The 13074-nt window shown below is 61.3% G+C and carries 15 protein-coding genes and 2 pseudogenes; 10 read left to right on the top strand and 7 right to left on the bottom strand.

Going from position 1 to position 13074, the window contains the following annotated elements; genetic code table 11:
* Positions 1 to 59: 59 nt before the first annotated feature.
* Positions 60 to 1631 (bottom strand): sensor domain-containing diguanylate cyclase, encoded by a 1572-nt coding sequence (locus tag Q6A48_RS08035; protein WP_304553331.1) that lies wholly within the window; start codon positions 1629 to 1631, stop codon positions 60 to 62.
* Between the two features lie 256 nt (positions 1632 to 1887).
* Between Q6A48_RS08035 and chrA the strand changes: the two genes are divergently transcribed.
* On the top strand, positions 1888 to 3243 hold the full coding sequence (chrA, locus tag Q6A48_RS08030) for a chromate efflux transporter (RefSeq protein WP_304553330.1): 1356 nt from the start codon (positions 1888 to 1890) through the stop codon (positions 3241 to 3243).
* Positions 3244 to 3391: 148 nt separating this feature from the next.
* Positions 3392 to 3880, top strand: coding sequence for a hypothetical protein (locus Q6A48_RS08025; RefSeq protein ID WP_304553329.1), 489 nt, complete (start codon positions 3392 to 3394; stop codon positions 3878 to 3880).
* A 49-nt stretch (positions 3881 to 3929) separates the two neighbouring features.
* Here Q6A48_RS08025 and Q6A48_RS08020 read toward each other — a convergent pair whose 3' ends face one another.
* The 3 genes from Q6A48_RS08020 to Q6A48_RS08010 all read right to left on the bottom strand — a co-directional run bounded on the left by Q6A48_RS08020 (position 3930) and on the right by Q6A48_RS08010 (position 6503).
* A complete protein-coding gene (locus tag Q6A48_RS08020; protein WP_304553328.1) occupies positions 3930 to 4178 on the bottom strand; it encodes a hypothetical protein in 249 nt (82 codons plus the stop codon).
* A gap of 244 nt (positions 4179 to 4422) precedes the next feature.
* Positions 4423 to 5292, bottom strand: a complete 870-nt coding sequence (locus Q6A48_RS08015; protein ID WP_304553327.1) for a TIGR03915 family putative DNA repair protein — start codon at positions 5290 to 5292, stop codon at positions 4423 to 4425.
* Positions 5283 to 6503, bottom strand: a complete 1221-nt coding sequence (locus Q6A48_RS08010; RefSeq protein WP_304553326.1) for a putative DNA modification/repair radical SAM protein — start codon at positions 6501 to 6503, stop codon at positions 5283 to 5285. The genes Q6A48_RS08015 and Q6A48_RS08010 overlap by 10 nt, the downstream gene beginning before the upstream one ends.
* A gap of 169 nt (positions 6504 to 6672) precedes the next feature.
* Here Q6A48_RS08010 and Q6A48_RS08005 point away from each other — a divergent pair, with 169 nt between their 5' ends.
* From Q6A48_RS08005 to Q6A48_RS07995, 3 genes are all read left to right on the top strand, one after another.
* Positions 6673 to 6843, top strand: a complete 171-nt coding sequence (locus Q6A48_RS08005; protein ID WP_304553325.1) for a YhfG family protein — start codon at positions 6673 to 6675, stop codon at positions 6841 to 6843.
* Entirely contained in the window at positions 6843 to 7442 is a 600-nt protein-coding gene (locus Q6A48_RS08000) for a putative adenosine monophosphate-protein transferase Fic (protein WP_304553324.1), read from the top strand. The genes Q6A48_RS08005 and Q6A48_RS08000 overlap by 1 nt, the downstream gene beginning before the upstream one ends.
* A gap of 62 nt (positions 7443 to 7504) precedes the next feature.
* Positions 7505 to 8227 (top strand): metallophosphoesterase, encoded by a 723-nt coding sequence (locus Q6A48_RS07995; protein WP_304553323.1) that lies wholly within the window; start codon positions 7505 to 7507, stop codon positions 8225 to 8227.
* Between the two features lie 40 nt (positions 8228 to 8267).
* On the opposite strand, the gene Q6A48_RS07990 is transcribed toward Q6A48_RS07995, so the two are convergent.
* The gene (locus Q6A48_RS07990) at positions 8268 to 8639 is read right to left on the bottom strand and encodes a c-type cytochrome (RefSeq protein WP_304553322.1); all 372 of its coding nucleotides are present in this window, start codon (positions 8637 to 8639) and stop codon (positions 8268 to 8270) included.
* A gap of 112 nt (positions 8640 to 8751) precedes the next feature.
* Here Q6A48_RS07990 and Q6A48_RS07985 point away from each other — a divergent pair, with 112 nt between their 5' ends.
* The 3 genes from Q6A48_RS07985 (at position 8752) to Q6A48_RS07975 (ending at position 10133) form a co-directional block, all read left to right on the top strand.
* Positions 8752 to 9228: an SMI1/KNR4 family protein gene (locus tag Q6A48_RS07985; RefSeq protein WP_304553321.1), complete on the top strand. Its 477-nt coding sequence runs from the start codon at positions 8752 to 8754 to the stop codon at positions 9226 to 9228.
* A gap of 132 nt (positions 9229 to 9360) precedes the next feature.
* Entirely contained in the window at positions 9361 to 9654 is a 294-nt protein-coding gene (locus tag Q6A48_RS07980) for a type II toxin-antitoxin system TacA family antitoxin (protein ID WP_304553320.1), read from the top strand.
* Entirely contained in the window at positions 9645 to 10133 is a 489-nt protein-coding gene (locus Q6A48_RS07975) for a GNAT family N-acetyltransferase (RefSeq protein ID WP_304553319.1), read from the top strand. The genes Q6A48_RS07980 and Q6A48_RS07975 overlap by 10 nt, the downstream gene beginning before the upstream one ends.
* Positions 10134 to 10140: 7 nt before the next feature.
* Here Q6A48_RS07975 and Q6A48_RS07970 read toward each other — a convergent pair.
* Positions 10141 to 10512: pseudogene (locus tag Q6A48_RS07970) on the bottom strand (CatB-related O-acetyltransferase); the annotation flags it as partial.
* A 93-nt stretch (positions 10513 to 10605) separates the two neighbouring features.
* Positions 10606 to 10797 (bottom strand): annotated as a pseudogene (locus tag Q6A48_RS07965) (site-specific integrase); the annotation flags it as partial.
* Positions 10798 to 10899: 102 nt separating this feature from the next.
* Here Q6A48_RS07965 and dusA point away from each other — a divergent pair.
* Positions 10900 to 11910, top strand: coding sequence for a tRNA dihydrouridine(20/20a) synthase DusA (gene dusA, locus Q6A48_RS07960; protein ID WP_304553318.1), 1011 nt, complete (start codon positions 10900 to 10902; stop codon positions 11908 to 11910).
* Positions 11911 to 12088: 178 nt separating this feature from the next.
* Entirely contained in the window at positions 12089 to 13015 is a 927-nt protein-coding gene (tal, locus tag Q6A48_RS07955; RefSeq protein WP_304553317.1) for a transaldolase, read from the top strand.
* Positions 13016 to 13074: the final 59 nt, after the last annotated feature.

Raw genomic sequence — 13074 nt, 5'->3', positions numbered from 1 at the left:
GAAGAAGCGGAGTGTCTGAGCAATGGACCTTGGCCAGGCCCCGATGATTCCAACCAATCTCAGCGATCCGAGCGCTCCAGCGCATCGAGGCCGCCTTCCATGGACAAGGCCGCCACGCGGTTGCGGCCGTTGTGCTTGGCTTGATAGAGCGCCGCATCGGCCCGCTGGATGAACACTTCGATGCTGTCCAGGCTGCTGGGGACGAAGCAATAGCAGCCCAGGCTCACCGTCAGGTACCCGGTGGGGGAACCGGAATGGGTGATGTGCTTGTCGATCACCCGGCAACGGATCTGTTCGGCCAGCGCCAGGGCGCCTTGCAGGTTGGTATCGGGCAGCAGCACCCCGAATTCCTCGCCGCCATAACGCACCGCGAGGTCGGCCTTGCGATGGCAGCAGTCCTTGAGCACCTTCGCTACTTCCGCCAGGCAGTGATCCCCAGCGACATGCCCGTAGGTATCGTTGTAGCGCTTGAAGAAGTCGATATCGACCATGATCAGGCTCAGAGGGCTGCGCTGGCGGGCACCGCGGCCGAATTCGACGTCCAGGGCCCGTTCGAACAGCCGGCGGTTCGCCAGCCCGGTCAGGCTGTCGTGGGTGGCGATCATCTCCAGGGTTTTCTGGGCCTTGCGCAGGTCCGCCTCGACCCGCTCGCTGTTGCGCACCTGGCGCACGAAGACCCAGCCGAACAGGCAGATGCCCACGACCACCAGGGCCACGATCAGGCTGGATTGGAAAGCCCTGTCGTGCCAGCCGGCCAGGATCGCGTCTTCGGACATCGCGGCGGTGACCACCAGCGGATAGCTGCGCAGATGATCGTGCCCATAGAGCCTGACGACCCCGTCGACAGCGGAGCGAATGGTCACATCGCCAGCCATCACGCCCGGCAGGTCATGGTTGAACAGATGCTCCTCGGTCAGCGGCCGGCCGATCCGCGCCTCATCGAAGGGCCGCCGGGCCAGCAGCGTCCCGTCGGACAACGCCAGGGCCATCTCGCCTTTGTCGTCCAGGCTGAAGCTTTGGAAGAACTGCTCGAAATAGGACATCTTGATGCCGGCCATCAGCACGCCCTGGAACTCACCGTTCTCGTCATTCAGGCGCCGGGAAACCGGAATGATCCACTCGCCGTTCTGCCGACTGCGGATCGCCGGCCCGATATGGGCGATCAGCGAGGCGTTCTGCTGGTGGAAAAGGAAGTACTCCCGGTCCGCCACCCCTGCACCCCTCTGCAGATTGTCGAAGGAGGTCACGACCCAGTGGCCGTGCTTGTCGAACAGGAACAGGCCGTGCAACTGCTCGAGGGATTGCACCCGTCGAGCGAAGTTCTTTTGCAGGCGCGGTTGCTGGTCCGGGCCGAATCCGTCGATCTGGATCCAGTCCGCCAGGCTGTCCAGGACCACGTCGGCCTGCAAGAAGGTGTCCTGGGCCTGCTGGGCCATGGCCCGGGTGAGGTTGGCCGAGGCGATGCGGGCCGTTGCCAGGTCGTGGCGGCGGGACTGCTCCACCTGCAAGTACAGCAAACCACACAGGCACAGGCACACCGTCGCGATGAAAATGACTGCGGCCTTGAGCAGGGGTAGGCGTTTGAGGGCACCGCCGGGGGGATGGAACGGGTCGATAATGGGGACTGGCAAGCGAATTCCTGAGGGGGGCAAACCCCGAGCAGTTCGCTCAAAGCCCCCAATATCCGTGAGCTTATCCTACCGCTTGAGGGGCGGCAATTTGCCTTTATTGGCCAGCCGATAGGTGGCCGGATGGATCCAAAATTCGCTCGTTGGCCTCTACTCAAGCCGTCCGCGGGAAACGCCGTTGATCTCGCTTGACTGCCAGGCATCTGCCCGGCTACTAGTGGCGCCAATCGCCTTCGACAGCCCAGTGCCCTCGCCGACCATGAATACACCGCCCCCGATCGCCGATGCTCCTTTGTCCCGCCCTCGCACCGTCGGCCTGCGTGAGGCTTTCTGGTTCTGGCTCAAGCTGGGTTTCATCAGCTTCGGCGGCCCCGCCGGACAAATCTCGATCATGCACCAGGAACTGGTGGAGCGCCGGCGCTGGATCTCCGAGCGCCGTTTCCTGCACGCGCTCAACTACTGCATGGTGTTGCCCGGGCCGGAAGCCCAGCAACTGGCGACCTACCTGGGCTGGCTGATGCATCGCAGCTGGGGTGGCGTCATCGCCGGGGTGCTGTTCGTGCTGCCCTCGCTGTTTATCCTCATCACCTTGTCGTGGTTGTACATCGCCTTGGGCGAAGTGCCGGTGGTGGCGGGCATCTTCTATGGAATCAAGCCGGCCGTGACGGCCATCGTGGTGCACGCCGCCCACCGGATTGGCGCCCGCGCATTGAAGAACAGTTGGCTGTGGGCAATCGCCGCCGCCTCGTTCGCCGCCATCTTCGCCTTCGACGTGCCGTTCCCGTTGATCGTGCTGGGCGCCGCCGCCATCGGCTACCTGGGCGGTCGCTGGGTGCCTGGGAAATTCAGCCTGGGCGGCCAGGAGGCCCGGCACGAATCCTTCGGCCCGGCGCTGATCGACGACGACACCCCGACCCCGGAACACGCCCGGTTCAGCGGCTTGAAGCTCGCTCGGCTGGCGCTCATCGGCGCGTTGCTGTGGAGCTTGCCGATGGGCCTGCTCACCGCGCTATACGGTTGGGACGGCACCTTGACGCAAATGGCCTGGTTCTTCACCAAGGCCGCGTTGCTGACCTTCGGCGGCGCCTATGCGGTCTTGCCCTACGTGTATCAGGGCGCCGTCGGCCACTTCGGCTGGCTGACGCCGACCCAGATGATCGACGGCCTGGCCCTGGGCGAAACCACCCCCGGCCCGTTGATCATGGTGGTGGCGTTCGTCGGCTTCGTCGGCGGCTACGTGATGCAAGTGTTCGGCCCTGACCAAGCCTTCCTCGCCGGTGCGGTGGCCGCCGCGCTGGTGACCTGGTTTACCTTCCTGCCCTCGTTCCTGTTCATCCTGGCGGGCGGCCCCCTGGTGGAATCCACCCACAACGCGCTGACCTTCACCGCACCGCTCACCGCAATCACCGCCGCCGTGGTCGGCGTGATCCTCAACCTCGCCTGCTTCTTCGGCTACCACGCGCTGTGGCCCCACGGCTTCTCCGGAACACTGGACTGGCCGTCGGCAATCCTCGCCAGCGCCGCGGCCGTGGCGCTGTTCCGCTACAAGCGCGGGGTGATCCAGGTATTGCTGGCGTGCGGGCTGACGGGGTTGGTGGTGCATTTGTTGCGTTAGGTGCGTGGGCGAAATCCATCAAACGGCAGATGCCAAGACCAGGCGCCACCGCGGCAGCGCTTGTATCAAGGCCTCATGACACAGCGCAAGGCAAACGCCATGCCCCTTCAGCTAAGCTCAACCCATCATCACGACAGGGACTATCGACATGAGCAAGGCAGACGAGTTGGCCGCCAAACTGAGGCAGGCCCAGCGGACACAGGCCGACAACGACCACTGCGCCGACCTGGCCATCGAACATTGGCCTGCCCAGGTCAACGAGCTGTACCGCCAGATCGAAACCTGGCTGGCCCCGGTCTGCGAGGCCGGGCTGGACATTCGGCGTAACCCCACCCATGTATTCGAAAGTCATTTCAGCGGGTCGACGTACAGCTATGCGATCGATCAACTGGTCATCGAAGGCAATGGCCGGCGCCTGACTTTCGACCCCGTCGCCCGCTTTACCCCAGGCGGAGCCGGACGCGTCGACATCCACCTGCACGGCCAGGAAAGCTACCTGCTGCGCACCCTGGGCGAGCACGGTGAATCGATTTGGCACATCAACACCGTGCCTCAAGGGCTGCAATCGCGCCTGGACCCCATTGCCGTGGACGAAGAAGCGTTGCTCTCGGTAGTGGAAAAAGGCCTGGGGCTCTAACGCAAATGGGCGACCTTCACAGGTCGCCCATTTGCGTTAACGGAACCGGTCAGCCGGCGGAGGGATTGACCGCGGCGACGAGCCCATCGGGCAGGATGTCGATCGACAGCGGCGTCGCGCCGGTCCTGGGCCTGCCCATGAGCTGGTTCAAGGCGTTGTCGATCTCGTCCGCCGCGCCCTGGGCATGATGGGCATTCGCCCAGGTCCAGTAGCGCTCGGACAGCAGCCCGCCTACCGCCTGTGCGCACAATTCGTCGCTGCTGATACCCATTTTCCCCGCGGCAGCGATCACGGCCATAAGGGCTTGTTCCAACTGGGAAATACGCTCGGTGGTCACAACGCAAACTCGAAGATCACGAGTTCGAAGTCTATCAGCATATCAATATGCCACCAACCGCAGGCGCTCAACGGTCGTCTTCGACGCTGTCGAGACGGACTGGCGGCTTGCTGACAACGTCTGCCGCCCTGGAGAAACTCATCAGGAGCGGCATCCTGTCCGCCAGTCAGGTACGACAGGTCAGTCATTGGCGATCAAAGGCTGTTCACGCTGGGTCCAACCCAGGCCTCTCGGCCCTTGCGCCGAGGGTAATCCGCTTGCCAACTTGCTCCCTCACCTCCAGGGCCTGCCCATCCCGTTGCTTGCCCTGGCGTGCCTGACCGACCAGGTGCGGAATCAACCCGCCCTCCGGCAAGTGCTGCCAGAAGCGCCCGGGCATGTGCTGCCGCAGCGCCTGGGGGTTGAGCCGCGCCGGGTTGAAGATGTGTCGGTAGTAGGTGCGCCACAACTCGGCGCCGGGATCGTCGGCGTGGCGCGCCCATTGCCGCCACTGCTCGGGGCACTGGCGCCTGTAGTCCAATGACTGGCCGTCGAAGCGGATGCCATCGCGGGGTGTTGCGATCAGCCAGCGTTGACGGCCCAGGCGTTCGGCAAAATGACCGCTGGCGCTTTCGAGGATGTCATGAGCGGGCTCATGGAAAGACACCAGATCCAGTTGCAGTCGTTCAGCCAATGCCGGCGGCAGGGGAACGAAGCGCACGAAGGCGTGCAAATGGTGGGCTTCGCGGCTGACCTGCTTGATTCGACGTTGCAGTTCACTGCCCAGGCGATCGCCGGCGAGCATGGCGGTGCGGTCGCCATGGGCGACGCGCCAGAGCACTTCATACAGCAGGTTCCAGCGTTGCTCGCCAAGGTACCGGCCGGCCTGTTCGAGTTGCGTCAACAAGGCCGCGGGCACCCGCGTGCGAAACGGCCCCGGGCCTGGCGGCAGTGGCGTCGGCAAGGCCAGCAGGTCAGTGATGGGCCCCTGGGCCCAGGTCACGTCACTGGGGTCGATGCCGTGGCCGAGCAGCGTCCGGGCCTGGTCGCGCCAGGTCGAGAAGTCGTCGTCGCAATCCAGCGCGATCATCCCCACAGCCCCATCTGCACCGGCCGTTGGGGATCGCGCAGGCGCGCGCGCAGCAGGCCGCTGCGCACCTGCGCTTCAACAGGACGGTAATCGCTGGTGATGATGAACGGCCGGGCCTTTTCCAGCACGCAACGCAGTTGCACCAGGTCGTCATAGCGGACCCGCCGCTCGCGCCGCAGCGCCACCAGCCGTTGCACGCTGCGCAGGCCGATCCCCGGAATACGCGCCAGCAATGCCGGCTCGGCGCGGTTGACGTCAAGCGGGAAGACCTCGCGGTTGGCCAGCGCCCAAGCCAGCTTGGGGTCGATGTCCAGGTCCAGGTTGCGGGTTTCGCTCAACAGTTCACCGGCCTTGTAGCCGTAGCCGCGCATGAGAAAGTCGGCCTGGTAAAGCCTGTGTTCACGCAGCAACGGCGGCGCCGCCAATGGCACGCTGGCGGGGCTGTCGGGGATCGGGCTGAATGCCGAATAATAGACCCGGCGCAAACCGTAGCCCTGGTAGAGCGATTCGGCGTTCTGCAGGATCGCGTGGTCATCGGTGGCATCGGCGCCGACGATGACCTGGGTGCTTTGCCCGGCCGGGGCGAAACGTGGCGCCCTCACCTCCCCGGCCACCGCCTGCTGCCCGTCATGGATGGTGCCCATGGCCTGGCGGATGGTGGTCAATTGCTTTTCCGGTGCCAGCCGCTTGAGGCTCACCTCGCTGGACAACTCGATGTTCACGCTCAAGCGATCGGCCAGGCGACCGGCCTCTTCGATCAACAGCGGGTCGGCGTCGGGGATGGTCTTGAGGTGGATATAGCCGCGGAACTGATGTTCCTCGCGCAGCAATCGCGCCACTCGCACCAATTGTTCCATGGTGTAGTCGGCCGAACGAATGATGCCGGAACTCAGGAACAGGCCACTGATACAGTTGCGACGATAGAAATCCAGGGTCAGCCGCACCACCTCCTCCGGCGTGAAGCGTGCCCTCGGCACGTTGCTGGAACGACGATTGACGCAGTACTGGCAGTCATACAGGCAGAAATTGGTCAGCAACACCTTGAGCAGCGAGACGCAGCGCCCATCCGGCGTATAGCTATGACAGATGCCCATGCCATCGGTGGCGCCCAAGCCGTCGCGCCCCCGGGAACTGCGCTTGGGAGCACCACTGCTGGCGCAGGACGCGTCATACTTGGCAGCATCGGCGAGAATGCCGAGCTTGGCGATGAGCTCCATGGAATATTCCCTGATACTGGATATAAACACAGTATTTTGAGAAGCACCGTATTGCAAGGGCCATTGATCGGTTCAATGCACTCGGAAAAGCCCATAGACCCCATCCCATAGGCCGGCTCCGGGCAGATGGGCTATAATCGCCTCAACTTCGCCATTGAGATCAAGCCCCATGGGCACTGTCAGCCTTGAAGCGAAAAAAGCCTACGCGGCCAGGACGCGTCGCTCCAATTACGCGGCCAGCCTGCGCCTGGAAGGCTTCAAAGTGAGCGTTAGCGAAGGCGAACGCAAACTGCCAACGCGGGAAGAGGTCTTGAAGGCCTTCACCCGGACCAGCACCTGATGCCGGACAAATATGGTGTCGGTGAAGACGCCTATTGCTATCCCGGCTCCGCCGTCCTGCGCAACAAACTCGGCATCCGCGACGAATCCACCTTGAGCGAAGCCGAACAACAGCTCTCGGCCATCGCGGCGGACAACGTCGAATTCAACCCTCCTCCCTATGGCCTGGCCTATCTCCAGGGCATCCACCAGGTGCTCTTTTGCGACCTGTATGAATGGGCCGGGCAGCTGCGGACGGTGGGCATGGCCAAGCAGGACACGCGTTTCTGCCAGCCTTCATTCATGGAGGCGGAAGCCGGGAAAATCTTCAAAGACATGGCGGCACAGAACTGGTTCGAGGGCCTGTGCCGCCTAGACCTGATCGGTGCCGTTGCGCAAGCTTATTCAGACATCAATGTGATCCATCCCTTTCGCGAGGGAAATGGCCGCGCCCAACGGATTCTCTTCGAGCACCTCATCATGAACGCCGGTTTTGAGATCAGTTGGTGGGGTATCGAGAAAGAAGAGTGGATCGACGCCAACATCGCGGCCTACTACTGCTCCCTCGGACCCATGCAGCAGGTGTTCGAAAAATGTATCGGCAACCCGCTTCGCCCGTAAGATAGCGGCAGCTGATACAGGCGGTTCCTGCCTTCACCTACTTTCGACCCCAGAACGCCGGCATGAATACGATCAACACATTTCCCTGCAACCCGGAAGGCCGTGACTTTGTCGTGGGCGACGTTCACGGCCACTTCAAACTGCTCAGTGCACTGTTGCAGCGCTCGAAGTTCGACGGTGAACGGGATCGCCTTTTTTCCGTCGGCGACCTGATTGATCGCGGCCCCGACTCCATGGAAGTGCTCGATTGGCTTTCGCGACCCTGGTTTCACACCGTGCGAGGCAATCACGAACAGATGCTCATCGATTGCATCTGCGGCGATGGCGATATACCCCGGCATACCCGAAACGGCGGGGCCTGGCTCTATGAACTGGCGCCACAGCGTCAACAAGAACTCGCCGAGGCCCTCCAGGCGCTGCCCTGGATCATTGAAGTCGAATTACCCGACGGCAAGACCATCGGCATCGTGCACGCCGAAGCCCCGTTGACCCAAAAAGGTGACAACTGGCAGCAAGCCAAACAAGCCTTGTCCGGGCAACTGGGAGAAATCTGCCGCCTGCGCGCGTTGAGCATGGCCCTGTATGCCCGGGAAAAAATCGAAGAGCGAAATCACGATGCGATCAAGGGGATCCATCAGCTCTACGTCGGTCATTCGACCGTGCCGAGCGTCACGCGCCTGGGCAACGTTGTCTATATCGACACCGGCTGCTCATTCGGGGACGGCGCCTTGAGCCTGATCGAGCTCAACAGCGAGACCGTCACCCACATGACCATGAGCCCATGACGCCATGGTTCATCCGTCAGGCCGATAGACTCAACCCTCCCTACCTTGAAATCGCCCCCACCATGTAGTGGTTCAGATCGCGCAGATCCTGAACCCTCCAGGCAAACGGTGGCAGCTTCACCCCGTTCTCTCTTAATGTCCTCGGAATCAAGTCGCCGTTGGGGCGCAATATGATCGACGAGACAATGACGCCCGGATAATCCTTCAGCCTTTTCTGGAAGAAAGACGTAGTCAGGTCAGGCGTGGGCGGATTACTTTTCCTGGCCAAGGGACCTGTGCCCTTGAGATCCGCCCCGTGGCACATGGCGCATCGCTGTGAATAGAGATCCTTCCCATTGGTCGTGTCCGCGAAGGACAGCAACGGGGGAACGAGCGATAACATGCCCAATGCTGCGATGAAGCCTACTTTCATTCTCAACTGTCCTTGTCGTTTCAAATCAGCACGGGATCAAGCACCAATGCCTGGGAACGCTGCGCGGTCGTTGGGATGCGGCTATATTCCACGCCGTGAACTGGAGAACGTCATGCACGAGCAACCTGACCCCCAACGCCTTCACGAGCTGCTGGCCCTGATCGACCAACGTGTCACGCCGGAGGTGGCCACGACGCTTCGCCCACCCGCCGCCCACGCCGATATTACCCGGATCGAACAGATCCTGGGTGCTCCCCTGCCTTCAAGCCTGTCTCAATTGCTGCTCTGGCATGACGGCCAAGCGTGGAACGCTCCCCTGCGGGAAAGCGACAACCGCCGCCTTCTTGCCGCCAGTGAAATAGTTGAAGCACTAGAGTTTTTTCTCGATCCAGATGAGGAGTTCCTGGAACCCTGGGGACGTTATTGGGTGCCGTTCCTGACCAATGACTCGGGCGATTATGTCGTCATCGATGCTTCCCCAACCGGTAGCGGGGAGCTCCTTGAGTATTGGCATGACTGGGAAAATCGAGATGTGTTGCATCACTCGCTGGTTGAGTGGGTGGTTGGGTTTGTTGAGGAGTTGGGGTGATTGAACCAACATTACCGGTCGAAAGTGTAGCTGATTGCTACACGCATCTATACACTAGCTACACGGACGGTTCGACTCATTTACAGCCTGAACACCGGACCTCAACGAAACACCTGAACGGAAGGGCCCACCATGACTGTTACAACTGAAACTATCGAGAGATCGAAACCCGTTCCTATCAACATGAGAGCGGACGAAAAGAAACGAAAGCTGATTGACCTTGCGGCAGCTATGTCCGGTCGCGATCGGACCAGCTTTATCTTGGAAGCTGCTTGTCAGAAAGCAGAGGAAGTCATCCTGGATAAGCGGCTGTTCCTTCTCGACGACGTTGCATTTGACGCATTCGAACAGGCCATGGAAGCGAACCCGCTCCGAGGTAACAAATGCCTACAACAACTTCTCGAAAGGCCCAAGCGGTGGAGCTGAGCGCCCCAGTAAAGCTGAACGATGAACACATCCTGGATCAATTCGATTCGGGCGTGCCATCAATCAACGATTACCTTCAACGGCAAGCCCGCAAAGCCCAATTAGCCAAGCAGGCGGTGGTCTACGTGGTCTGCCAGAAAGGGACACTTGTCGTAATGGGGTACTACACGTTGTCGAACGGATCCATCGCCCGCGAGCATGTCGTACCGAAGAGCCACCAACGCAACTCCCCCAACGTGCACCCTGTGACGCTACTGGGCAGGATGGGAATAACGTTGGAGGCCCAAGGCCAAGGCTTTGCAATCGATCTTTTACAGGACGCAATCGAGCGGGCGATCAGCGCCTCAGAAACCATCGGTTCTTCCGCGATAATCGTGCACCCGCTCAATGAGCGCCTATCGCGCTTCTATACCAAATACGCGGGATTCGCCCCGTGTCCGGAGCTTTCACCTATTACGCTGATGTTGCCGCTCCGTTAACGTTTCGTCATTCAGGCGCCAGGCAACAGCCCTGACGAGTGACGTTGATTCTTTGATAGCGTGCTGCCGCTATGTGCCGCCGCTCTAACTGATCAAGGCAGACAGCTGGATCGTTGAGCGGCATCGTTTTCAGTTCCTCGACGTCCATTTCCCACCAATGGCTTGCCAACATGCGTTCAATTATTTCCGGCGCGTGTCTGTAGCGCACGACCTTGGCAGGGACCCCAGCGACAATGGCGTAAGGTGGCACATCCTCTACAACTACCGCTCGCGTAGCAATCACAGCCCCAGTACCGACGTTGACCCCTTCCATGATCATCGCGTGGCTTCCCATCCAGACATCGTGCCCTACGGTAGCCATATTGGTTCTGGCGATGTAGCTCCTGACGTCCCAGCGCTACGATGCCGGAGATTGCATCAGGGTCTGAAGTGAATGTATGTCAGGCCATTCCGAAATGATGCTGAGTTGTGGCCGCAACGCGGTCCTGCAGGCGCTGGCCGGGCTCATCCAGGTAGGACCCGCGCGCGCCCAAGCCTGCGCCGCCTGTTTTCGGGCGAAGGTCTGGCTCTCTTGATAGACTTGCACTCCATCGCACTTGATGCGGATCTGAGCCGTGTAGCTAACAGACCCATCTGCCAGTTTTCTTGCCCTGATAGTTGCCATATCGAAAGTGGTACGCGTCATTTTGGAGTGGTACGTCGTGCCACCGAGCCCTAAAAAACGCCTGAAAACGCCCGAAATCACGCCCAGAACATGTTGAGTAAAATGCTAGATAAACAGAGCCTTAGCCCAGTAAACTCACGGCCTACGCTGTCTCGACGCTTCAGTATTGCACCCATGATGGATTGGACAGACCCCCACTGCCGCTACTTCCTGCGCATCCTGTCCAAGCACGCCCTGCTCTACACGGAAATGGTCACCACCGGCGCCTTGCTCAACGGTGACCACGAACGTTTCCTGCGCCATCACCCCTCCGAACACCCCCTGGCCCTGCAACTGGGCGGCAGTGTTCCGGCTGACCTGGCCGCTTGCTCGCGCATGGCCCAGGCGCACGGCTACGACGAGGTGAACCTCAATGTTGGCTGCCCCAGCGACCGGGTGCAGAACAATATGATCGGTGCTTGCCTGATGGGGCATCCGGGGTTGGTGGCCGATTGTGTGAAGGCGATGCGTGATGCGGTGTCGATTCCGGTGACGGTGAAGCACCGGATCGGGATCAATGGGCGCGACAGCTACGAACAGTTGTGCGAGTTCGTGGGGACCGTGCATGAGGCCGGCTGTACCAGTTTTACCGTGCATGCACGGATTGCGATCCTGGAGGGCTTGTCGCCGAAGGAGAATCGCGACATCCCTCCGCTGCGCTATGACGTGGTGGCGCGATTGAAGGCGGATTTTCCGCAGTTGGAAATCGTGCTCAACGGCGGGATCAAGTCCCTGGAGGCCTGCCACGAGCATTTGCAGACCTTCGACGGTGTGATGCTGGGCCGCGAGGCGTATCACAACCCTTACCTGCTGGCCGAAGTGGACCAGCAACTGTTCGGCAGTACCGCGCCGGTCATCAGCCGGGCCGAGGCGCTGGCGCAGTTGCGGCCTTATATCGCCGATCACCTGGCGGCCGGTGGCGCGATGCACCACATCACCCGCCATGTGCTGGGGCTGGGCACCGGGTTCCCGGGGGCGCGGCGGTTCCGCCAGTTGTTGTCGGTTGATATTCACAAGACCCAGGACCCGTTGGCATTGCTGGACCAGGCCGGGCAGTTGCTGGAAGGACACTAGCCGTCACTTGCGTTGAACCTGCGCGCGCTTTTGGCATCGTATCTACCGATACCGCCCCGGCCTTTCAAACAGCCGTTTTCAGGTTGTTGCCGCTGGGGCCTTTGGATACCTCTACACGCCCTTGAGTGGCTGCCGGCCCTCGGGTAATGTCAACAGACCCATAGGACAGAGCACGCTCATGACTTCCAAGCTGGAACAACTCAAGCAATTCACCACCGTCGTTGCCGATACCGGCGACTTCGAAGCCATCTCCCGCATCAAACCGGTGGATGCCACCACCAACCCTTCCCTGTTGCTCAAGGCTTCGGCCATGAGCGGTTACGCCGAGTTGCTCAACGCTTGCGTGGCGGATTGCAAGGGCGACGTGGGCCTGGCCAGCGATCGCTTTGGCGTGGCGGTTGGCGGGGAAATCCTGAAGGTGATTCCGGGGCGTATCTCCACGGAAGTGGACGCGCGCCTTTCGTTCGACACCGACGCCATGCTCAAGCGGGCGCATCGCCTGATCGACCTGTACGAAAAAGCCGGCATCGGCCGGGATCGCGTGCTGATCAAGATCGCTTCCACCTGGGAAGGCATTCGCGCCGCCGAGCAGTTGGAGCGCGAAGGCATCCAGTGCAACCTGACCCTGCTGTTCTCCTTCGCCCAGGCCGCCGCCTGCGCAGACGCCGGGGTGTTCCTGATTTCGCCGTTCGTGGGCCGTATCTACGACTGGTACAAGAAAGCCAATGGCAACGACTACACCGGGGCTGATGATCCGGGCGTGCAGTCGGTGACGCGCATCTACAACTACTACAAGGCCAATGACTACAAGACCGTGGTCATGGGCGCGAGCTTCCGTAACCTCAACCAGATCGAACAGCTGGCCGGTTGCGACCGCTTGACCGTGAGCCCGGAACTGCTGGAGAAACTGGCCGCCGACGAAGGCAAGCTGGAACGCAAGCTGGCGCCGGGGCAAGCGGGCGAAGCACGCCTGAACCTCAATGAAGCGCAGTTCCGCTGGTTGTCCAACGAGGACGCCATGGCGACCGAGAAACTGGCCGAAGGCATTCGTCAGTTCGCCCGTGACCAGGAGAAGCTGGAAGCGCTGCTGCAAGCCAAGCTCTGAAGGCCCGGCAGGCCGATGAAAAAAGGGCGAACCTTGATGGGTTCGCCCTTTTTTCATGC

The organism is Pseudomonas citrullilanati, from assembly GCF_030580855.1.
GTDB classification, from domain to species: Bacteria; Pseudomonadota; Gammaproteobacteria; order Pseudomonadales; family Pseudomonadaceae; genus Aquipseudomonas; species Aquipseudomonas citrulli.
Note: the sequence above shows the minus strand (reverse complement) of the source record. Positions and strands in the feature narration are given on the sequence as shown.